At 45.8% G+C, this 23,208-nt stretch carries 18 protein-coding genes, 1 other RNA gene and 1 pseudogene; 2 read left to right on the forward strand and 18 right to left on the reverse strand.

What is annotated here, in order from left to right; genetic code table 11:
* Positions 1 to 4: 4 nt before the first annotated feature.
* From Q4A89_RS05865 to sppA, 15 genes and pseudogenes are all read right to left on the reverse strand, one after another.
* Positions 5 to 1,324, reverse strand: a complete 1,320-nt coding sequence (locus Q4A89_RS05865) for a DEAD/DEAH box helicase (protein ID WP_303184308.1) — start codon at positions 1,322 to 1,324, stop codon at positions 5 to 7.
* A 237-nt stretch (positions 1,325 to 1,561) separates the two neighbouring features.
* Positions 1,562 to 2,374 (reverse strand): annotated as a pseudogene (locus Q4A89_RS05870) (transporter substrate-binding domain-containing protein); the annotation flags it as partial.
* A 3-nt stretch (positions 2,375 to 2,377) separates the two neighbouring features.
* Positions 2,378 to 4,555 (reverse strand): putative porin, encoded by a 2,178-nt coding sequence (locus Q4A89_RS05875; RefSeq protein WP_303184310.1) that lies wholly within the window; start codon positions 4,553 to 4,555, stop codon positions 2,378 to 2,380.
* Positions 4,552 to 5,094: a 2-oxoacid:acceptor oxidoreductase family protein gene (locus tag Q4A89_RS05880; protein WP_124751687.1), complete on the reverse strand. Its 543-nt coding sequence runs from the start codon at positions 5,092 to 5,094 to the stop codon at positions 4,552 to 4,554. The genes Q4A89_RS05875 and Q4A89_RS05880 overlap by 4 nt, the downstream gene beginning before the upstream one ends.
* Before the next feature lie 20 nt (positions 5,095 to 5,114).
* Positions 5,115 to 5,876 carry a thiamine pyrophosphate-dependent enzyme gene (locus Q4A89_RS05885; protein WP_303184311.1) on the reverse strand — a complete coding sequence of 254 codons (762 nt, stop codon included), beginning with the start codon at positions 5,874 to 5,876 and terminating at the stop codon, positions 5,115 to 5,117.
* 206 nt (positions 5,877 to 6,082) lie between these two features.
* Positions 6,083 to 7,159 (reverse strand): 3-methyl-2-oxobutanoate dehydrogenase subunit VorB, encoded by a 1,077-nt coding sequence (locus tag Q4A89_RS05890; RefSeq protein ID WP_303184312.1) that lies wholly within the window; start codon positions 7,157 to 7,159, stop codon positions 6,083 to 6,085.
* Positions 7,160 to 7,163: 4 nt separating this feature from the next.
* The gene (locus Q4A89_RS05895; RefSeq protein WP_124751684.1) at positions 7,164 to 7,394 is read right to left on the reverse strand and encodes a ferredoxin family protein; all 231 of its coding nucleotides are present in this window, start codon (positions 7,392 to 7,394) and stop codon (positions 7,164 to 7,166) included.
* Between the two features lie 59 nt (positions 7,395 to 7,453).
* Positions 7,454 to 7,849 (reverse strand): DUF2752 domain-containing protein, encoded by a 396-nt coding sequence (locus Q4A89_RS05900; RefSeq protein WP_368389498.1) that lies wholly within the window; start codon positions 7,847 to 7,849, stop codon positions 7,454 to 7,456.
* Between the two features lie 67 nt (positions 7,850 to 7,916).
* The gene (locus Q4A89_RS05905; RefSeq protein ID WP_303184313.1) at positions 7,917 to 8,474 is read right to left on the reverse strand and encodes a CD225/dispanin family protein; all 558 of its coding nucleotides are present in this window, start codon (positions 8,472 to 8,474) and stop codon (positions 7,917 to 7,919) included.
* A 185-nt stretch (positions 8,475 to 8,659) separates the two neighbouring features.
* Entirely contained in the window at positions 8,660 to 9,592 is a 933-nt protein-coding gene (locus Q4A89_RS05910) for a DUF368 domain-containing protein (protein WP_303184314.1), read from the reverse strand.
* Between the two features lie 4 nt (positions 9,593 to 9,596).
* Positions 9,597 to 10,706 carry a tetratricopeptide repeat protein gene (locus Q4A89_RS05915; protein WP_303184315.1) on the reverse strand — a complete coding sequence of 370 codons (1,110 nt, stop codon included), beginning with the start codon at positions 10,704 to 10,706 and terminating at the stop codon, positions 9,597 to 9,599.
* 34 nt (positions 10,707 to 10,740) lie between these two features.
* Positions 10,741 to 12,453, reverse strand: a complete 1,713-nt coding sequence (locus Q4A89_RS05920; protein ID WP_303184316.1) for a glutamine--tRNA ligase/YqeY domain fusion protein — start codon at positions 12,451 to 12,453, stop codon at positions 10,741 to 10,743.
* Positions 12,454 to 12,827: 374 nt separating this feature from the next.
* On the reverse strand, positions 12,828 to 13,868 hold the full coding sequence (gene thiL, locus Q4A89_RS05925) for a thiamine-phosphate kinase (RefSeq protein ID WP_303184325.1): 1,041 nt from the start codon (positions 13,866 to 13,868) through the stop codon (positions 12,828 to 12,830).
* Between the two features lie 11 nt (positions 13,869 to 13,879).
* Positions 13,880 to 14,980: a tetraacyldisaccharide 4'-kinase gene (lpxK, locus tag Q4A89_RS05930; protein ID WP_303184317.1), complete on the reverse strand. Its 1,101-nt coding sequence runs from the start codon at positions 14,978 to 14,980 to the stop codon at positions 13,880 to 13,882.
* 23 nt (positions 14,981 to 15,003) lie between these two features.
* Complete coding sequence (gene sppA / locus Q4A89_RS05935) at positions 15,004 to 16,782, reverse strand: signal peptide peptidase SppA (protein WP_303184318.1); 1,779 nt, start codon at positions 16,780 to 16,782, stop codon at positions 15,004 to 15,006.
* 263 nt (positions 16,783 to 17,045) lie between these two features.
* On the opposite strand from sppA, the gene Q4A89_RS05940 reads away from it, so the two are divergent.
* On the forward strand, positions 17,046 to 18,398 hold the full coding sequence (locus tag Q4A89_RS05940) for an MATE family efflux transporter (protein WP_303184319.1): 1,353 nt from the start codon (positions 17,046 to 17,048) through the stop codon (positions 18,396 to 18,398).
* Positions 18,399 to 18,496: 98 nt separating this feature from the next.
* Here the strand turns inward: Q4A89_RS05940 and Q4A89_RS05945 are convergent, their stop codons facing one another.
* The 3 genes from Q4A89_RS05945 to Q4A89_RS05955 form a co-directional block, all read right to left on the reverse strand.
* Positions 18,497 to 18,739, reverse strand: a complete 243-nt coding sequence (locus Q4A89_RS05945; protein WP_303184320.1) for a hypothetical protein — start codon at positions 18,737 to 18,739, stop codon at positions 18,497 to 18,499.
* 171 nt (positions 18,740 to 18,910) lie between these two features.
* Positions 18,911 to 20,980, reverse strand: a complete 2,070-nt coding sequence (locus tag Q4A89_RS05950; protein WP_303184321.1) for a prolyl oligopeptidase family protein — start codon at positions 20,978 to 20,980, stop codon at positions 18,911 to 18,913.
* Positions 20,981 to 21,154: 174 nt separating this feature from the next.
* Positions 21,155 to 22,561, reverse strand: a complete 1,407-nt coding sequence (locus Q4A89_RS05955) for a toxin-antitoxin system YwqK family antitoxin (protein WP_303184322.1) — start codon at positions 22,559 to 22,561, stop codon at positions 21,155 to 21,157.
* Positions 22,562 to 22,778: 217 nt separating this feature from the next.
* On the opposite strand from Q4A89_RS05955, the gene ssrA reads away from it, so the two are divergent.
* Positions 22,779 to 23,177, forward strand: a transfer-messenger RNA (tmRNA) gene (gene ssrA, locus Q4A89_RS05960).
* Positions 23,178 to 23,208 lie beyond the last annotated feature (31 nt).

A 23,208-nucleotide genomic window follows, 5' to 3' on the forward strand; every position in this document is an offset into this window, starting at 1 on the left:
GGAATTATCCGTTCGGTCGGTTTTGTGAAGGTTTGTTCCGTCGTCGATTCCCTTTCGGACGTGAAGAGAGATTGCCTTGCTGTTGTCCTCCGCTTTTCCGATGACGATTGCCTTGTGGTGATTGTCCGCTTCGACCACGCGAGCGGGAACGTGATCGGCTGTATTTTTCCGGCTCGTATGCCGGAGCTTCGCCCAAATCCGCATCAAGCGGTATCTTGTAAATTTCTTTCTCCAAAAACGTTTCGATTTCTTTGAATTTCGCTTGCTCCTGCTGCGAAACAAACGTGATCGCCAAGCCTTTGCCGTCTGTTCCGCGAGCCGTACGTCCGATGCGATGTACGTAATCTTCAGGGTCATTGGGAATATCGTAATTGATGACAAGCGTAATGTCGTTGATATCGATACCTCGCGCAACAACATCTGTCGCAACGAGCACACCGATACGCCCGTTCCTGAATTCTTTCATCACCTGCTCGCGCTCGCTTTGTTCCAAATCCGAATGCATCGCCGCAACGTTGAATTGAAGTCGTTTAAGCGCAGTGGTCAACTCCTTCACTTTCATCTTTGACGAGGAGAAAATAATGACGCGTTCAGGCTGTTTTTTTGAGAACAATTGCTTAATGATCGGCATTTTATGTGCTTCGTAGCAGATATATGCCGTCTGCATGATGGAGGCGGGTGGCTTGGAAATGGCAATTTTAATTTCTTCCGGTTCTTTGAGGATGTTTTGAGCTAAGGTGCGGATCTTAGGAGGCATCGTAGCTGAAAACATAATGATTTGACAATCATGCGGAAGTTTCTTATAAATCTGCATAATATCGTCGTAAAATCCCATATCGAGCATGCGGTCCGCTTCGTCGAGAACAAAGAATGACGTCTGGGACAAGTCGACACTCCCCATATTCAAATGGCTGATAAGCCGTCCGGGGGTTGCAATCACAATATCGCTTCCCATCTGTAGCCCGCGCTCCTGTTGAGCATAGACAATACCGTCGGTTCCCCCATAAACAGCTACAGCCGACACCGGAACAAAGTAAGTAAAACCATCGATTTGTTGGTCGATCTGCTGTACCAGCTCGCGGGTAGGTACCATAATGACCGCATTGATCACATCCTGCGGATAGTTACCATCGTTCAGCTTACTGATGATGGGCAACACATAAGCTGCTGTCTTTCCGGTACCCGTCTGAGCACATCCGATAATGTCTTTGCCTTCCAGTATCGGGGGAATGGAAAGTTCCTGTATAGGAGTCATTTCTTGGAAGTTCATAGCTTCCAGTCCATCCAATACAGCATCGCCAAGGTTCAGTTCGTCAAATCTCATGTTGTTCTGTTAATCGATAATTATGTTTGTTACAAATAAATGTTTGTTCGGTTGTTTTTCTTCTGTTGGAGACACTTCCGGAAGGGGAGAAGATGTCCCGCTTTCTTCTTCCGATACCGGCTTGACCGTTTCATGACGCATTTCTTCTACAGGTGTTCCGATGGATTCTTTTGATTTACTGGTTTCTGTCGTTGAAATCGGAATGCGCTCCTTCGTTGTCGTCGAAGGTACGACATGATAATACTTCCGATAAATCTTATCGAATGTACCATCTTTTCGCATCTGTGCAAACCAATGGTTCAGACTGTCCAACAAATCCGGTGAATACTTGCGGACAGCCCATGATTGCAACTGGGTAAAACTGATGTCGGTATCGATGTCGATTTCGGGATATTGTTTCTTCGACAGACGAGCAATCTGGTGATCACACACCGCATAATCGATATCTCCTTTAGCCACCATAATGATCAATTGCTCGGAAGAGTAAAGCGATTCTTCTACGATATAAATCGTATCGGCTATTTCGTACTGCAGATTTTGCAAGCGCAGAATGGCTGGTGAGTTTTGAGGAACATACAACGTCTTTTTAGCCAAATCCAGCTGGTTTCGAAGCAGTTTCACGTCATCATGGTTCGATGCTTTACGTTGCACCAATACCTGTTTATTCAACACGATCGGTTCGACAAACAAATAATGTTCTTTTAGTTCGGTCGTAGTCGGGATATTGCGGGCAATGATATCATACCGGTTGTTTTTCAACCCCTCAAAGCTCTTATCAAGGCTCATTTCAAGATGTATCTCGACTTCCAATCCCGAATATTCGGCCAACTTCCTGCACAATTCATATTGAAATCCCTGCAACGTATCGCCCGACATGAAATAGCCGGATTGGTTGTATTCCGTAACGATACGTAGCACGCCGTCCTGCTTGATTTCATAATAATCGCGTGGTTGAACACCGGACTGCATGCGGAATATCAAACTCCCTATAATCGCCAGTACAAGAAGCAACAGGATGATATAGATAATGAGTAATTTGCGTGAAAACATACGTCAATTATTAAACTTTACAGCCACTCCCAATTTGACCACCATGGGGTTGATCGGATAATGAGGCATTGAAAAATAATTCGGAGACGCAAATAACTTGCTTATATTGTATCCCGTTACAAAGAATCTTGCCTGTTTGAGATGAAAATTAACATAAGCATTCACTAACGGATAATTACCGATTTTAATGTGGTCCTGATTGATGAACTGTTGCGTAGCCGGCTCATAATATGGAGCGTAATATTCAGTAAAATAATGTACATCAGCCCCTATCTGTACCATCAAGACCTTCGCAAGTCGAACCGTTACATACATATTCGAATAGAGCGACAGCTGAGGTAAATCCAAGACCTGCTTGTTACTACTGGTCTGATAAACCAATTCGTTATCCCATCCGAAAGCCTTGAATCGAAAGTCTTGTCGGAGACGAGCCGTAACAACTTGCAGATTGTTCCCGAATTGCTCAGGAAGACCTTTTTTGTTAAAAAAGATATGATTCTGAATGCTTTCAACCCCGGCCGAAAAACGTGTACGCGTTTGTTCCCAAGACACGGTTCCCCCTACATAAACACGTTGTATATTCTTCCAATCGTTGTCCCAAAAGAAATAACGACTGCTATAACGACGTTGGAAAAACGCAGGACGCAGATTTTTGATATATCCGTCTGCCTGAATAGAAGCCTCTCTTTTAAATAGATGAAAACGTGTTTTGACAAGTCCTGTCAAGCGTAACTCTCCGATATCATCCCCTAACACGCAGAACTCACCTCGTCCTTGATAGGTGAGCAGGCTTCCGCGTCGTTTAGCAAGTTCGGCTCCTAAAAAAGTGGCGTATTCATCGTACTTTTGCATGTTGCGGATAGCTCCCTTAGCAGAATCTCCGGGCATTTTGAAATTTCTTTTCTCAAAGCTGACGAAAGCTGTCAGACCAAACTTCGCCCAATCCTGAAATCCCTCACGTAACGAAAGAGCGACCGTGTTTTTTAAATTCCAAGCCGACGAAACATCATTCGGCACACGTCCAACCGTATCGTAGCGGTTCACGTAGCACGTATCGATTCCCATGTCCTTGGAAATAAATCGTCTCCGAAAATCTTCATATTCGATGGTGTGAATAATGCTGGCCACAGGCACAAAGACTTCGTTGGCATGAGCATCTTCTACTTCCTCTTCCTCCGGCTCCTTACGACCGGTTGAAGGATTTTCTTCCGCCTGCTGCTTCTTCAAGGCTTCACGTTGAGCCTCTTTTTCCTGTTTTCGTTTGGCTTCGTTCTCGGTCATCTCACGATAGAATCCGAAATTATAACGGTGCGTAAGAAATACGTTTTTGCCACGAACGCGATTCCACGTATTGGTAAACCGTGTCGGATACGATTTGCTGTCGACCCCCCGACGGCCGTCTTCAAAATCATCCGGCGATGTAATATACCGGTCATCTGTCAATCCACCATTTTCATTTTGGATGAAATTAATATTACGGAGGTGCGCATGTGCCTCGTAACGATCGGAAAGATAGTTGCCGAACAATCTATAGGTTAGTAGTTTGTTGTTATTTGACGTATACTGTCCCCGACTGTAGATATAATTAAAGTCTACACCGACATTGATTTTTTTTCCGAAATTGCTTGTTAACACGCCTTTTAGTTGCTCTTCACGTTTAGTCGATCCACCCGCACGCGTGTACAAAATGTGCGTATAAGGAACTTTTACGTCATAGAAATATCCGTTAGTAGGAGTAATAATATCTCCGTCGAAAGCATCCGCAAAAATAAAATCGCGTTCTTCTTTTCGCTCGCTGAAGATACGACTCTGATAAGGAGAGCCGATATTTCCGGTATAGGCACCGGCTATTCCTCGTCCTTCCATCAAGGTGCTGTTTGCCGTATTCAAACGATTGGTATCCATCGGTGCAAGAATACGGTCGCCCAATTTGTCGGTCAGATGATAACCGTTGATACGTTTGATACCGATATGGGTGCTATCGGGAACGAGTAAACTGTCGGGAAGTTGTGCTGCATTACGCGCCGTAAGAGAAAAACCTCCCCTACGGCCGCTGCCGCGCGAACGCTCTTGTGCGAACGAGGTCGTCACACACAGCAGGCATAACAATAAACCATATAACCTGTGCCTCGATTTGAGACACAGGTATAAGATAGAACAGACACAATGCCTTCGATTCACACCTTTTGAATCAGTTCCATGCCTTTTTTAATGGCGGCTTCATTGGCCGGAATCAACGTATGGTGTCGTTCGGGAAGTGTCTTTTTCAGACCGAGAAGCACACTTTCCAGTTTCACCATTGGAACGACTTTGAGGAGGCCACCCAACACGATCATATTGAACGTCTTTTGCATATTCAGTTCCGTAGCCGTATCCATTGCATCGATACGATACACATCAATATCCGTACGTGTGATTGGCTTGTGAATCCCATATCCATCGTAGATAAGAATACCGCCCTTCTTCACTTTCGATTGAAATTTATCCATCGAAGGTTGGTTCAGAATCACGGCAATATCGTATTCGTTCAATACGGGCGAGCTGATGCGTTCGTCGTTCAGGATCACGGTCACATTGGCTGTTCCACCACGTTGTTCGGGGCCATACGAAGGCATCCAGGTTACTTCCTTATCTTCCATGAGTCCCGAATATGCGAGAATTTTTCCCATCGATAACACTCCCTGTCCGCCAAAACCGGCTATAATTATCTCGTATTGCATATTTTGTCTTCTGCTAATCGTTATACATTTTTCAAGTCTCCCAAGGGATAGAAGGGGAACATATGCTCTTCCATCCATTTGTTCGAGTCGGCCGGTGTCTTTTTCCATCCGGACGAACAAGTGGCGACAAATTCTACGACCGATGTTCCTTTGCGAGCCATGGAATTTTCAAATGCCAAGCGCAACATTTTCTTCGCTTTTCTTACCGCAGCAGGAGTTTGAACACTCTGGCGCGTAACCAAACACGTTCCGTCCAACTGTGCCAGCAAGTTTCCAATTCGCAAAGGATGTCCGTTCAGTTCCACGTCACGGCCATGAGGACAAGTTGCCGTAGGCATGCCAACCAAGGTTGTGGGGGCCATCTGTCCCCCCGTCATACCATAGATAGCATTATTTACAAAAATAATCACGATGTTTTCGCCGCGGTTAGCAGCATGAATAGTTTCTGCCGTTCCGATAGCGGCCAAGTCGCCGTCGCCTTGATACGTGAAAACCATTTTATCGGGGTTCACCCGCTTTACAGCCGTAGCTACGGCCGGAGCACGTCCGTGAGCCGCTTCAATCCAGTCGATATCGATATAGTTGTATGCAAATACTGCACATCCGACAGGTGAGATGCCGATCGTTTTCTCTTCCATTCCCATCTCTTCGGATATTTCGGCAATCAGTTTATGGATAACCCCATGACTGCATCCCGGGCAATAATGCATGGCGTTATCATTCATTAATTTGGGCTTTTTATAGACCAAATTTTCAGGTTTAATTATTTCTATTGTTTCCATTTTGAATATTCCGTAAGTTCTTTAACCAAAAAATCTCATAAGATATTGTACTATGCGTAAAAGAATAGCGATGCCTCCGCAAATTATAAACGGCATGTGACTATCTTTCACGGTAAAATAGAGGATGCCCGCTACAATCGTTAACACCATAAAAAGCAGGGTGAACAGTTCATCTAATCGGTCTCCTCGTTTCATCATTTGCCAAATTACATCAGTTTTTCTTCAATCGCTCTCAGAATTTCATCCGGGGTGAAAACGATGCCACCCAACCGGCCAAAATGCTCAACTTTGACACGTCCGTTCACTGCCAGTCGAACATCTTCGACCATCTGTCCGGCATTCAGCTCTACCGAAAGCATTCCTTTCACTTTATCGGCATAGCTGGCAATGATCTGAGTCGGGAACGGCCACAAGGTAATCGGACGGATTAAGCCGAGTTTCAGTCCTTGACCGCGTGCTATTTCAATCGCTTTCTGACAGATTCGTGCCGATGAACCGAATGCGACCAACAAATACTCCGCATCTTCGCATTTGTATTCTTCATAACGCACTTCGTTTTTCTCTATCCGGCTGTATTTTTCTTGGAAATGCAAGTTCTTTTTTTCCATAATGACCGGATCCAACTCCAAAGAAGTAATGATATTGGGTTTGCGACCGGCCACTTTTCCGGTAGCTGCCCACGGGGATTCTTCCGCAATCTCTACATCCGTTTTCCGAGGACGGAAGGGAGGAAGCACAACCTTTTCCATCAGCTGACCAATCATACCGTCGGTGATGATGATAGCCGGAGTTTGATATTTGAACGCAAGATCGAAACCGAGTCCGACAAAATCGGCCGTTTCTTGCACAGAACAAGGAGCAAGGGCGATTAATCGATAGTCGCCATGGCCTCCCCCTTTCACCGTCTGAAAATAGTCGGCTTGGCTCGGCTGGATCGTTCCCAATCCCGGACCACCACGCATTACATTCACAATCAGACAGGGAAGATCCGAACCTGCAATATAGGAAACCCCTTCGAGCATCAAGCTCATGCCCGGACTCGACGAGGAAGTCATGACTCGTTTACCTGTTGCAGCTCCTCCATAAACCATATTGATTGAAGCGATTTCGCTTTCTGCTTGCAGTACCACCATTCCTGTTGTTTCCCATGGTCTCTCATCCATCAGCGTCTCCATGACTTCCGACTGAGGCGTAATCGGATAACCAAAATATCCGTCTGTTCCATAACGAATCGCTGCATGGGCCAGCGCTTCGTTTCCTTTCATAAGTCTTACTTCTTCCATTGTGTTAATCAATTTTCTTTCTATAGACGGTTAAACATCCATCGGGACAAACCCATCCGCAACTGGCACAACCGGTACAATCGTCAGGCTCTTTCATGTACACATAGTGATAGCCTTTGTTATTGACCTCCCTCGGGTGCAACTCCAGCACATTGCAAGGACAGGCCACGACACATAAGTTGCAGCCTTTACACCGTTCGGTGTTGACCACTACCATTCCTTTTACTTTTGCCATAAATCCTTTATTTTTATTTACTGGGATGCAAATCTACAAAAAAAACAAGAATATGCAAGTTAGAAGCTGAAAATATTCCGGGCAATAAAAAAAGTCATGGCAATGGCAAAGAAAATCCAGATATAAAGGCTTCTTTGTACATTTAAAATCAGTGGACTATACGGATTGAAGAGTTGATAAATGCGGACGCCAAGCAGCAGAATAATATACGGTATCGACAGTACAAGCAGAGCGTTATAAGAAAAGGCGGTTTTTATGTCGGCATGAAGCAAAGCGTGAATAGCTCGTTGAGAACCACACCCCGGACATTTCATCCCGGTCAACATCAGGAAGGGACATTTGGGAAAGAAAGGGGAACTGTTCGGGTGGATGTGTGAATAGATATAGATTGCGATCAGGAAAGCCAGAAAGATAAGAAACCAGAGGATAATTTTGTATCGAGGAACAGGATACATAATTAATAATGTATGATAAAGCTAATTTATGCGGAGCCTTCACGCTGGAAAGCCCCGCATATTGAATTTACACATCACTACTCATGGCGGCTCCTACGCCAATAATGATAAGGAATATAACATAAAGCAGCCAAACTACTCCCGCAGCAATAGCAGACCACATTGCCCATTTTTTTGCATTTTTCGATGCATTGTCTGCACCAACATAGTCGCCGAGTGCATAAGCAGAGCTTACCTTGGTAGAGTTAATGATCGATACGATACCCAACGGCATACAGCAAAGAACGGTAGAAAGAATCGCCCATACCAGATAGTTGTCCGGCATTGGAGGTTTAGGCATATTCGGATCGCCGAAAGTGCCGCCGCTTGTCGAATAATCGGTACTTGATGCAGCATGTGTATTGTATTTCGGCTCTCTTTGATCATAATTCGAAGAAGAAGCCGACGTGTTTCCTGCTGCGGCAAACACGTCTTGTAACTCCGGCAATGTACGTGCAGCCACCCAATCCGGTAACGAGCTGTTCCAAACTAAGGTGTCCGGGTTAATCGGAGCGCTTTTCAATGCGTCCAGCGAAAAAGGACCTACTTTGGTGTCCCCATTCAAATAGTAATACTCTTTGTCCATTTTTTAATTCTGTTTTTATAGTTAAGATAATACATTTTCAAAAATCGGTGATGATTTTCAGCGCACAAAAATACAGAAATTTACCGTATTACCTATACATTGTTCCGGAATCTCATAAAATTATTCCGGAAAAGAAAGAAACAATCCGTTTACACGTGCATCGAAGTGCTTCGGAAAAGCACATCTCAAGCTTTCGGTATTTCTGTTTTTTTCTTTTTGCCTTTTAACGAAAGTCGCTCAAGCAGATAAACAATAGCAAACCCCGCGATAGCGAGTCCAATCGCTTCCCATAGCTGGCGGTCGGGCAAAATATTTGTTTCGATTAATGGCTTGGCTACACCGTGACGGTCGATATACGTCTCAATCGTTTCTTTCCACGGCCATACTTTATTCAGTGAACCTAACATAAAGCCGCTCAGAACAGCGATGGTGATATCGTGGAAGCGATGCAACGCGAAAGAGAGCGCGCGAGAGAATAAAGAAATTCCGATGGAGGCTCCTCCGGCAAAGACCAACAATACACTTACCCGAAGCGACTTGACCGCATCCATAATAAAAAAATATTTTCCGAGCAGCACCAAGATAAAGCTTCCCGATATGCCGGGAAGAATCATGGCACAAATCGCGATGGCGCCACATAGGAAGACGAACCACATCGCGTCCGGGGTTTCGGCCGGCGTAGTGACTGTGATAAAATATGCAGTAACAGCCCCTAATACGAAACCGACCAACGTTTTAGCATTCCATTTTGCAACTTCGCGTGAAACGAACCATGTCGATGCGAGTACCAGCCCGAAAAAGAAAGCCCAGACCAGAATCGGTTCGTGCACGAGCAGGTACGTAATCAGTTTGGCCAACGAGAAGATACTGATGCCGATACCGCAGAGGATAGCCAACAGAAAGTTTCCGTTGACGGCTTTCCAGAAGCGACCGAATTTCAGCGAGAAGAGCAGCTTCAGCGAAGTGAGATTGACGCTTTTAATCGAATTAATCAGTTCTTCGTATATGCCGACGATAAAGGCGATGGTCCCTCCAGAAACGCCCGGTACTACATCGGCAGCCCCCATGCCGACTCCTTTGAGCACCAGCAGGGCATAATCTTTCAATGTACGATTCATGTCTCTAATTCAGATGATGTTTGTTCTTCATAAATTCTGCCGACAATCCGTCGGGAGATAAAACGAATGGTTTTTGCGAGTGTATATCTCGGGCATGCAGAAAATGTGGGTCCGAAGATTGTTCGTTTTCCTGCATTTTTCTGGCAGCGAAAAACATTTTATTTAAATACTCAGCCGTCTTATCGCTATTTTGATCCGTTTGCGAAAAAATACGATGATGCGTTTTGTATCGCGCTACTTGCGAGAATACTTCCGGTTTTCCGAGCAACTTATTAAATAAGGTATAAGCGCGTTCGAAGTCATCTGCTTTCAGGTAGCATTCTGCGAGAATCGGTTCGATATGGTCGGTGATGTCTTTTTTGTCCGAGAGCAGCTCTATGTATGCCTCGATTGCTTTTTCGTAATTTTCATTCATAAAGAGGCAATAAGCACGTAATAATCTAACCTCTACATCATCCTCGTCGCAAGTGAGCGCGAAGTCGAATGAGTGAATTGCTTCTTCATATTGTCCGAGATTGGAGAGTAAGCGTCCCTGTATGTACCAATAATCGGTAGAGTAGGGGTCTATATCGATCAACTCCCTGCATATTTGCAGGGCTCGCTGTAAATTACCCACCATCTCTTCATGATAGCAAAGCTCCTCTTTAAGGATGACACTGTCAGGAAAGAGTTGCATCGCACGCCTGACAAGTTTGAAAGCTACTTCATTTTTACCGATCTCACTCAGAATGGGAGTGAGGTCTTCATAAATAATTCTCAACTCTTCATCCACCGGATGTTGCTCGAGGAGTGCATCTGCTTCCTGTTGGAAGTCCATGAAGTAAAGACATTGCACTTTGAGCAGCAAAAGCTCGGGATCATCGTCATCGGCTATGCTTTTTATGCGCTCCAACGCTTCGGCATATTTTTCCTGATAAATATAAACCTTACATTCCTTGATTTTGATGCCGATATTTTCAGGATGCAACTTTAAGCCTAACTCAAGCACCTGCGTGAATTCTTCAAAATCATTTTCATCCTCGAAATATTCAAGCAGGCGAATGATTTCGTCGGCATCGAAATAAGCTTCCGTACCTTTTTCATGCATCTCTTTATATCGTTCCAGTAAGGTCATGCGTCTCGAAAAAGAATAAATATCTCGTCTTTTATCAGCCGTTTACTTTTTTACTCCATGTATCCTTCAACGGTACCGTACGGTTAAAAATCAGTTTGCCGTCCCGACTGTCCGGGTCGAGATTGAAATAACCGATGCGCTGGAACTGAAAATGATCATAAGGTTTAGCCTGTGCCAAATCTTCCTCTACGAAGCAATTGGTTAGCACCTGCAACGAGTCCGGATTCAGCAGTTCATGAAAATCTTTGTCTTTTTCTTCGGCCGGATTTTCCGCCTTAAACAGACGGTCGTAAAGCCGCACTTCGGCAGGCAACGCGTGGGCCACAGATACCCAGTGTATCGTGCCTTTTACTTTCCGGTTACTGTCGGGCATTCCGGTTCTCGTATTCGGATCGTATTCGGCGTAAACTTCTTCCACCTCGCCGTCCGCGTTTTTTTTGCATCCCGTACATTTTATAATATATGCACATCGCAAGCGTACCTCTTGTCCCGGCGTCAGACGGTAATATTTTTTGGGAGCGTCTTCCATAAAATCGTCCTGTTCGATATACAACTCGCGCGAGAAAGCAATCTCATGTGTCCCGTCTTCGGGGTTCTCGGGGTTGTTGACCGAGGTCATCATTTCTACCTGTCCTTCGGGGTAGTTGGTGATAATCAGTTTAACGGGACGGAGCACCGCGGCAACGCGCCGTGCCGTGGCGTTCAGATCTTCGCGCACAGCATGTTCGAGCAATGCGACATCAATGATGCCGTCGTATTTCGTATAACCGATCAGGTTGATGAAACGGCGAATGGAGGAGGGAGTAAAACCTCTTCGGCGATAACCGCAGATGGTCGGCATACGCGGGTCGTCCCAACCGTCTACTAACTTTTCTTTGACCAACTGGAGCAGCTTGCGCTTGCTCATCACAGTATAAGTCAGGTTTAAACGATTGAACTCCGTCTGTCGCGGACGGTAATCGCCACCTTTCCCGCACTCGCTGTCCATCAGCAAGTCGATAAAATGATCGTATAACGGTCGGTGTACTTCAAATTCGAGCGTACAGAGCGAATGGGTTACTCCTTCAAAATAGTCACTCTGTCCGTGTGCGAAGTCATACATCGGATAGACATTCCATGTTCTTCCTGTCCGGTGATGCGGCGTCTTAATGATACGATAAATGATGGGATCGCGGAAGTGCATATTCGGCGAAGCCATATCAATCTTAGCCCGTAAGGTCATCGCCCCCTCGTCAAAATCTCCGCGATTCATGCGGAGAAAAAGATCTAAACTCTCTTCTATCGGGCGATTACGATAAGGGCTATCCGTACCGGCCTGCGTCGGTGTTCCTTTTTGTGCGGCAATGGCCTCCGCGCTCTGCTCGTCGACGTATGCTTTTCCTTTTTTGATCAGTGAGACGGCAAAGTCGAAGAGTTGCTGAAAGTAATCCGAGGCATAAAAGATGTTTTCCCATTGAAAGCCTAACCAGCGAATATCTTCCTGAATCGAGTCGACGTACTCCACGTCTTCTTTCGTTGGGTTTGTATCGTCAAAACGCAGGTTGCACACGCCCCGATATTTTTCGGCCATACCGAAATCGAGACAAATGGCTTTGGCATGTCCGATATGCAGATAACCGTTCGGTTCGGGCGGAAAGCGCGTTTGAACCCGTCCGTCGTTCTTGCCTTCGGACAAGTCTTTTTCGATGATTTGTTCGATGAAATTCAGGCTTTTTTTATTTTCTTCCAGAGGTGTATTTTCTGCCATTGCTGTTGATTTTTGATGTCTTTTATGGCGCAAAGATAAGGATTAGCGCCTAATGTACAAGGGTATTGTATATGAAGTTATCAACAGAGCAAGAAGTTTCTTACTGACGAGAAACATTTTATCTGCTTTTATGAAATCTAAAAACATAAGGTGTTTTCGGCACCTGATGCCAGAAATAATTCTTGAAAAGCATGCCTAAAAACACTCTTTTCAATGCCTTGATATTCAGCAAATACAGAAAGAGAAAATTGTCTTATAAGAGAATTTAAATTGTCCTATAAGACAATTTGAAAAGTCCTATAAGACAATTTGGACGAGATGCGGAGGGAATTTGAAGGGGGTATGCGGCGGCGTTCTAAAGCATGCAAAAAAAATCACGAATGCTCTTCGCTAAACGACTGCCATCCCTGAGCTTTTAATGCGACCTCACCACCGTCGCGCCCGACAAGACAATTGCCGAACGCAGCCTTCGTAATATGTCCGATGATTTTAATCCCTTTCAAAGCTTGCACCTGATCATGATAAGACAACGGCACGGTGAAGACCAGTTCGTAATCTTCGCCGCCATTTAATGCCGCCGTAACAAGGTTCATATTGAATTCCTCGGCCATGATGGCCGTTTGATAATCGATCGGAATACGGTCTTCGTAAATGCGGCATCCCACACCGCTTTGCGATGCGATATGAAGCAGTTCGGACGATAGCCCATCGGAAATATCCATCATCGCCGTGGGGACGATGCCCGCTTCGGCCAACATCGCGATCACGTCTTTACGGGCTTCGGGTTTGAGCTGCCGTTCGAGGATATACTCCTTGCCGCTGAAATCGGGCTGGAAATCTTTTTCGCCCTGAAACACATTCTTTTCGCGTTCGAGTAATTGCAACCCCATATAAGCCGCTCCTAAATCGCCGGAGACACATATCAGATCGGTCTCTTTCGCTCCGTCGCGATAAACGATTTTTCCCGCTTCTCCTTCGCCCACACAAGTAAGACTTAATGTCAAGCCGGTCAACGACGAAGAGGTGTCTCCTCCCACGAGATCAACGCCATACACCTCGCAGGCAAGCAAAATGCCGGCATATAACTCTTCCAAGTCTTCTACCGCAAAGCGTTTGGAGATACCGACCGATACGGTGATTTGTTTCGGTTGCCCGTTCATCGCATAAATGTCGGAGAAGTTGACCACGGCCGCTTTATAACCCAAATGCTTCAAAGGAGTATAAGTCAGGTCAAAATGTACGCCTTCCAGCAACAAATCGGTCGTAACGAGCATTTGCTTGTCTCGGTAGTCCAGTACGGCGGCGTCATCGCCCACGCCTTTCAGCGTGCTTTTATTTCTCAGCGTGACTGCTTTGGTCAGATGGCGAATGAGACCAAATTCTCCCAATGTCGCGATTTCTGTTCGTTGCATGATTTTTTACTGTTCTATTGTCTTAAAATACGACTGTTTTCCATCGTGGTGATGTGTTTCAAAATCAACTCGTCGAATAAATTGCCTTTGTTGAATAAAAAAGAGACGACAATCGGCAAATAGTACATACGCGAATGCCATTCGGACGGGAAATACGGGTTGTTCCGAATACGCATGGCATCTTTTTCCGTACATACGATGATCGCTTCCGGATTCATCTTGGCGACTGAGGCGCTTATCTTTTTGACATCGTTTTTCTTGAAGTCATGATGATCGCCGAATGACATCACCTTTACTTTCTGCGAGAATTTCTTCATCTCTTCAATGAGCGGCGCCGGATTGGCAACACCTGTAAGCAGCAGTATCTCCTCGTCTTTCCGAAGGCTGCTTAAGGTTCGCGCACAACAAGCTTCCGGCCATATTCCTTCCATCCGCAAATAAGAGATATCGGAAAAAAACACCTGCTGATGGGATTGCAGATGCATATCATCTTCCATGATGCGACAATCGATCGGTTTTAATGCGGGATCACATTTACTGACCACAACCCAATCAGCCCGGCGGACACCGCCTGCCGGCTCACGCAGCATGCCCACCGGAAACAATTTATCGTTGTAAAATAATCGGTTATAATCCGTCACCAAGATCGATAACGACGGTTGCACATATCGATGTTGAAAGGCATCATCGAGCAAGACGACCTGCGGCCGTTCGCTTTCGGTCATTGCCAGCAAATGCTTCATCCCTCTGCGACGGCTTTTATCGACGGCTACAATCACGGATGGATATTTACGCTTTATCTGGCAGGCTTCATCACCTATCTCCTGACTGGTACAGTGTTCGCCGGCCAACACATAGCCGGATGTCTGGCGCTTGTACCCGCGACTGAGCACAGCCACCCGGTATTTTTTCGACAGCAAACGTATCAGATACTCGACTAACGGCGTCTTTCCCGCTCCTCCCATCGATAAATTACCGATACAAATGACCGGAATCGCATATTGCTGCGAAGGCAATATATTCAGATGAAACAGGAGGTTACGTATCTGCACAGCTATTCCATAGATCAGTGCAACAGGTAACCCAATATAGTACAGTCGGTTCGATTTTGCCATCTCTCAGTCGCTCTCGTTCTTGTCTACAACGGTTTCAAATCATACGGGATACGTGCCTGAATACCGTATGTCGCTTTGGCTTTCTGCAACATCCTGAAATATTCGTATTCGTCGCCCAGTACGTCTTTGACCATCGATTGCTTTACGACTTCGATCTGTTTCTCCAAAAACTCCTTCAAAAAGTCATGGCTGGTCGATACTTCCATGATGTTATAATTGTATATCTCGGCTAATTCGCCGGCCAGTTCAACGGCGCGTTCAATACCGCCCAATTCATCGATCAAGCCGATTTTAAGCGCCTGCTCGCCCGTCCATACACGCCCTTGTCCGATGCTGTCGATATCGGCTTTGCTCACGCCTCGCCCTTCGGCGCATCGCGTCAGGAACGTGTCGTATCCACGTTCGATAAAGCCCTGTATCAAGGCTTTTTCATCGTTCGTCATCGGCCGGGAAGGGTCGCCAAAGTCTGCGTACTTGTTGGTCTTGACCACATCGGTCGTTAAGGACAGTTTATTAAACAGTCCCGCCGTATTGGGGAACATCCCGAAAATTCCGATCGAGCCTGTCAGCGTGTTCGGCTCAGCAATAATCTTACTCGCACCACTCGCGATATAATATCCTCCCGAAGCCGCCACACTTCCCATCGAAACAACGACCGGCTTTTTCTTTTTCAACTCATACACCTGCTTCCATATCTGTTCGGACGTATAAGCGCTGCCGCCCGGAGAGTTGATGCGCAGCACTACGGCTTTCACATCTTCATTATCGGCCAGTTTCTTCAGGTCGTCATTGAGTTTTTCCGAAATATACGGATGATTCCCGCTATAGGGCGATGAAATGACACTCTGCATAATTTCTCCTTCGGCATATACAATCGCAATCTTATTGCGGTATTCCCGTTCAGTCTTTTTTACGTTTCTCATGTTCGATAGTCCGACGGTCTTCAGTTTATCACCCGTTTGCCCCGATTGTTCAATCAGGTATTTCTCCACTTCGCTGCGGTATTTCAACTCATCGATCAATTTATATTCGACGGCCTTCTCCGGAGCCGCGAAAAAGCCCCCTTCATCTGCGAAACGGTTTACATCGTCTGCCGTGATATTACGGCCTTTGGCAATGCCTTTGGTGATATTTTCCCAGATGGAGGTTTGATACGAGGTAATCTGTTCACGATTCGCATCGCTCAACTTCTCACCGATAAACGGTTCTACCGCACCCTTGTACGTGCCGACCTTGAAGACCATCATCTCTACTCCGATCTTTTGCAACAAGCCTTTATAGAACATTGTCTGAGAAGAAATACCGGTCAGTCCCAAAATTCCCTGTGGGTTAAGGTAGACCTTATCGGCCACCGAAGCTAGATAATACCCTCCCTGTGTATAGCTATCGGCATAGGCAACGATAAATTTCCCGCTCTCCTTAAACTCCGTCAACGCGCGACGAATCGCATCGAGGCTCGCAGTCCCTCCAGAAAATACCCCCATGTCAAGATAAATCCCTTTGACGGATTCTTGCTCCTTGGCATGACGAATGGCTTTCAACAAATCCTTTAACGACAGTCCCGGTTCTTTTCCTGTCATCAGACTGGTGAACGGATTGTCTTCCGCCGATTCGCGAATATTTCCTTCGAATGAAATCTTAAACACACTCTCTTCCGCTTTCGGAGTATACACCTGCTGAGAACTCGGAGTCAGACTGGCTACGATTCCGATCATAAAGATTACGGTGATAACTCCAACCAACATCAGCGCCACGAAAAAGCCCAATGTGGAAGCAAACATCATTTTGAAAAATTGTTTCATTTTTTTCTTTTTTATTTCAAATTGCCGACAAATATACATAACTTATTCTTCTTTCATCCGTCTTTTTCCGGTATTTTTTCCCGGATTTCACGAATAAACGTATCACCAGAAAAGATTTTGGCCGAAAAATGAATTATTCGTGTTGATAATTAGCCGTAACCCATAATCGTGTGCGTCGCGAAATAAAAGTTTGCCGTCGATCGCATGGCTTTATATCCTGAATTCATTACTTTTGCCGCCAACGCAAAAAAACAGCCCAAAGAATGTCCGGACAAAAACCTCCTTCCGCATTAGGAACAGAGCCCGTCGGCACGTTGCTGACGAAATATGCTATCCCGGCGATTATCGCCATGACGGCTGTGTCGCTCTACAACATGGTCGACAGCGTCTTTATTGGTCAAGGAGTAGGAGCCATGGCCATTTCGGGATTGGCTATTACGTTTCCGTTCATGAACATTGCCGCGGCTTTCGGAGCATTGGTGGGCGTTGGTGCCAGCACGATCGTATCCGTCAAACTGGGACAAAAAAACTACAGCACGGCACAACAGGTGCTGGGGAATGTCGTGTTCATGAATATCGTCATCGGCGGAGTGTTTACCGTTGTATCGCTCATTTTTATCGATCCGATTCTGTATTTTTTCGGTGCCAGTGAGCAAACGATCGGATATGCACGCGATTACATCGTGATTATCCTTTTCGGAAATATTATTACGCATCTTTATCTGGGATTGAACAGCATACTACGCTCGTCAGGACACCCGATGCAAGCCATGATGATGACCATTACGACCGTTGTGCTGAATACCATATTAGACCCGATTTTTATCTTCGTCTTTCAATGGGGTATTCAGGGAGCTGCCATCGCAACCGTCCTCTCGCAATCGGTATCGTTGACGTGGCTGCTGATTCTCTTCGGCAATGACAAACGACTGCTGCATTTCCGGAAAGACATGCTCAAGCCGCACATCGGCTTAATCAAAGAGATATTGGCTATCGGCATGGCTCCTTTTTTCATGCATCTGGCCTCATGCGTGATTGTGATTCTCATTAATAACGGTCTGAAGCAATACGGTGGTGATCTGGCTATCGGGGCATACGGCATCATCAACCGCTTTGCCTTTATGTTCGTGATGATTGTGATAGGACTTAATCAGGGAATGCAGCCCATAGTGGGATATAATTACGGAGCCCGTCAGATTGACCGTGTACAGAAAGCGTTTCGGCTAACGGTCTTTTTTGCAACCCTCGTCACCACGTTTGCATTTTTGCTGGCACAACTCAAACCCGACTGGATTGCTCGTGTTTTTACTACCGACGAAGAATTGATTGACTTGTCGGTCTATGGATTGCGTATCTCCGTCATGCTTTTTCCGTTGGTAGGGGCACAGATGGTGATTGCCAACTTTTTCCAGAGTATCGGTATGGCAAAGAAGGCCGTTTTCTTATCATTGACGCGACAAGTGATCGTTTTAATTCCCTGCCTGCTGATCATGCCTAAATTTTTCGGCATAACGGGGATATGGATGAGCATGCCTGTATCGGATACGGTCTCCGCTCTCGTTTCGATGACCATGATTTACATGCAGCTTCGGAAATTCAATACCGAGCAGCCATAATTTAGCGGGTCTTATTCATTTTTAATACACGATGCTTCAGAAGGGTTGAATTTATGCGTTCCTTTCGGGTCTTGGCCTCCTTGAACAATAACCAGCCATTACCCTTTACAACGTTTCCACTGGATTCGCGAACCAATCATTTGACCGATAATGGCGAGACCGATGAAGAGGGGAATCGTCATATTCGGGGTATCGAGCCAGATACGCATAGGAATAATGAGCGGAAGGGAAGCGTGTATGATGACCCACCACATCAAACTCATCTTGCGGTATCTGATGCGATACCGGCCTAAAAAGACATTGACCGCAAAGGTGACAACAGATACGATCGCAATATTCATACGTTACGGATAAACCGAGGACAAAGATACGATTTTTGTGCTACTTTCGTTCCGAAAGGCAGACGCTCTTTGCACAAGAATAAAGAAAAGCCGCAGGCAAAATCGTTTTCTGATTCGTTTTGCCTGCGGCCTTTATATGGCCCGTAAGAAGACCATGGATCAATCGTTGGCTCAGAGCCCCAACTGATTCATGATAAACTCGAATGTAAAGGTCCAGTTCTTAATGCTCTGCTCCGTACTTTGGCCGCTTCCGTGCCCGCTTTCGTAATCGATGTGGAGGATAACGGGGTTGACTTGTCCGGGGTTGTTTTGCACAGCCGCGACAAACTTTTTGGCATGCAACGGATCCACGCGACTGTCGTTCGCACCGGTGGTAACAAGCATTGTCGGGAGGCTTACCCCTGCTTTGATGTTATGATAAGGAGAGTAAGGGAGAATCCACCCGAATTGTTCGGGATCGTCAGACGACCCGTACTCCGGAATCCAGTAGCGTGCGATTAAGAACTTATGATAGCGAAGCATATCCAATAACGGCACTTGGCAGACAATCGCCTTGTAGAGATCGGGGCGCTGCGTAGCGATGGCCCCCATCAACAGCCCGCCATTACTGCCGCCCATAGCAACCACCTTTTGCGGGTTGGTATATTTCTCCTTGATCAGCCACTCCACGCAACTGTTGAAGTCGTCGAACGTATTTTGCTTTTTACCGAGCATCCCGTTACGATGCCACGCTTCGCCGTATTCATCGCCTCCGCGGATACCGGCACGTACTACCACAATGCCTTTTTCCAACAACGGAGCATAGAAGCCTTGATATCCCGGCTCAATACCCGAATTAAAGCCACCGTAACCATTGATCAGCACCGGATTGTTACCATCCAGTTTGATCCCTTTTTTATGGATCACAAATGCCGGAATCTTCGTGCCGTCCTTCGAGGGATAGAATACGATTTTCCCTTCGATCTCACTCATATCGATCGGCAGTTCACGCTGATAGTAGAGTCTCCATTTGAAGTCGGAGGGCGAAGCCACGAAGGTTTTCGGAGTCGATGTAAACGTATTCAGGCTGATGTAGAGCGAGTCTTCTTCCCGATTATAGCTCATGCCGCCCACGTTTCCCACTTCGGGAAGCTCGATTTCACGCAACCGTTTTCCGTCGAGATCGTAGAGCATAAGACGGCTCATAATGTCTTTTTTATCCTGTATGATGATGTTGTTTTTCGTCACGGCATAGCTTTGCATCACCGTTTCCGATTCGGGAACCAGCACCTTCCAGTCTTTGTATTCGGGGTTCGAAACATCGGCCGTCATCAGGCGGAAATTCGGAGCTTTGTCGTTCGTGAAGATATAGAGCTTATCACCAATTGCTTCCGGATAGGCGTTGAATTCTTTGCTTTCGTAGATCAACTGTCCGGCTTCGTTCGTACCCGTCTTGCGCATATACACTTTGTTGGAGTAGAAATCGCCTTCGCCGAAGAAGGTTACATCGCCGTAACGGTTGTCATAAATAAAGTAGTTGTTCTGTGCATCGGAGGTCGTACCGATGAACTGCGCTTTTTCTATCGGGTCGCCTACTTTCCATCGATACGTTTTAAGCGGACGCTGCGCATCGATATCTTCTTTCGAACGAAGGGTGAAATAAGCGTGCTTCTGATCTTTTGTCCAACGGAATCCGAAGACGTTTTCGATCGGTTTGTGCAGAATCTTGCCCGTACGCGTATCAATAATGTAGGTAGTCGAAATCTCTGCACCGCTCTTCTGTACACTGATAGCCGCACGATTACCGTCATACGTGTAACTCGTACCCGATGTCGAAGTCTTTCCCGAGGGGTCTAACTTGACCGGATCCCAGATCAGTACCTTCTTCCCTTTAATCAGGGTGTAGATTTTAGATTGTTTGTCTCCCTTTCTCTTAACGTTCTGGAACACACGGTTACCGATCTTGTTCAAAGGCCCTTCGAAATCCATGTCGATATACGAGGCGATGGCTTCGCGCAGTCCAGGATGTTCCTGCTGGGTCTGTTTAAGGTATTCGAGACCGTAATCGTGCTGCGCTTTAGTCCATGCAACGACTTCGGGATCTTCCTTGTCTTCGAGCCAGCGGAATGGATCGGTGATCACGACGTTATGCAACGTGTCTTTTACCGGTTTTTGGGGTGTTGCCGGAGGGCGAAACTCTACTTGAGCTTGGGTGGCCACTGTCATGGTCAAAGCAAGTGGAAACATGAGAAAATTCTTCATCTGTAATTGTTTTTTTTGAATAAGTTTGTTTTTGTGTGCAAACATAGATAAAAAAGCCGAGATTATTGTGGAGCGTAATGAAAAATCAAGTCGGTTGCATCGTGTCATCTTCCGTTCGGATTCGGATATCAAAAGAAAGCCAATCGACCAATTTTCAAATCAGTACGCATAGAATCATTTTTGTATCCGTCCGTTTTTGAATACACCTTCCTGTATTAACTTACCATTACGGTCGTATCTTTTATATGGCCCTTCGGGTTGTCCGTTAACGGCAGTATATTCTTCTTCCAGAGTGCCGTTTCGATAATAACGCCGACAAACACCGTTCATGACACCATCTACATAATGCTCCTCTTCCATCAGTTTGCCCGTTTCATAATCATATTTCTGATGAACACCGTGTTTTTTTCCGTTTTTGTACATCGTGACAGACGAGAGGCCTCGTTGCGTGTATTTGCGCACTTCACCGTCGTATTCTTCGTTTTTGTACATGATTTCCGATTCCGGCTTTCCACTGCTGTAATACGTGTTCCACTTTCCGTCTTTTTTTCCGTTTACATACACGCCTTCCGATTTCTTGTTCCCATTCTCATACGTCTCGGTAAATCGGCCGTTTTTCACTCCTTTTACATACGTCCCATGTTCCGTGTATCGACCATGCAGGTTACTCGTAAAAGAAAGCGTCTGTTCGCCCTCCAGCACATCGCCTTTCGTCCGCTTTTCCTCCGAAAGCAGATTACCGGTCTGGAAATCGTACTTTTTCACCAGCCCGGTTGGTTTGCCGTCTTTGTATTCTTTTTCTTCTTTGAGCTTTCCGTCGGTATAGTATGTCTTCACGAAACCGTCTTCTTTTCCGTTCTTATACGGTGTTTCCGATTTAGGCAATCCCTCCTTCGTGCGATTGATCCACAATCCGGTCTTTTCGCCGTTCCCATCGTACTGTCCTTCGCTCGTTACGACACCGGAGTCCAGCGTTCGAACGAACCGTCCGACCGGTTTCCCATTGTTATATTCCGATTCGACCGTCTCAAACCCTTCTCCGACAATGTATTTTATTGTCTGCTTGCCGTGAGGTTTTCCATTTTTATAATAACAGTCGTACGTAAGATTACCGGAACGGTCATATTTTTTATGTATTCCGTCCTCGACACCGTCCTTAAACTCCTGTTCTTCTTCCAATTCTCCTTTAGCGCTATAACGCACCATGCGTCCGTCTATCTTACCGTCTTTAAAATAAAGTTCACGTTCGATGCTGCCGTTTTTGTGATACGTTACCAGTTTGCCGTCTAAACGTCCATGGCTGTTATAATGCTTCTTCTCAACAAGAGTTTCATTATAATATTGTTCATAATCGCCCGTCATCCGCCCGTTGGAGAAGTCTGCGACAAGATACTCGCTGCGACCGAGGATAAGACGCTGCCTACCTTCAAGATGTTTTTTCTCTCCTTTCGAATGACGAAAAACATACGTACCGTCACCCATAGGGATACGTTCAACGTCTTGAATCTGTACCCCATTTTCCTGTGCCATTGCCATACTGCACAACAGCATAATCCAAACCGATAATAAGATCTTTTTCATGTTCAATCCATTTAAGTGCTGATAAATTCGTTAAATCTTATGCAAACATAGGTAAAAAAATGATGATTATGAATGAAAAAGACGATAAATCTCGCACCCGGCTTTTCTTTTTCGGAGAAAATGATGTATCTTTGCGGTCGATAAGCGATCCGAAGTGTCGGATGTTGATGAACGATATACAATGGAAATGATTTTCAAATCATCTCCCTTTACAGAAGGGGCTGACCGGTTTTGACAGCGGGCAGAAGTGGTTTGTAAGCATGCAGTGCGTCGTTGGCCGGCACTATAATCTCGGTTGATCAATTTTAACTGGCGAAAATAACTACGCTCTCGCTGCTTAATCGAAGTACAGTAGATTGAAGCTTCATCCTTACACAAGGTGTTTGGACGAGACATCACCCGGAAGCCGTGGCTTCGAGGCAATCCGAACCGGTGGTGCAGAAATGTCGGAGATAGCTTGACGGAGGTCCCGTACGACAAGTGAAAATTTAGGGAATAAGGTTGCGGTGGGTGGCTTCGGTCTTGCCGCAGCACGAAAATCAAGGCGAAGATAAGCATGTAGAAAGCAAATTAGTTCCTCGTTTGGACGAGAGTTCGAATCTCTCCAGCTCCACCCTTTCGTTCTTCATTTTTCACTCTTCACTTTT

Origin of the sequence: Tannerella sp. (assembly GCF_030528505.1) — a bacterium.
Taxonomy (GTDB): Bacteria; Bacteroidota; Bacteroidia; order Bacteroidales; family Tannerellaceae; genus Tannerella.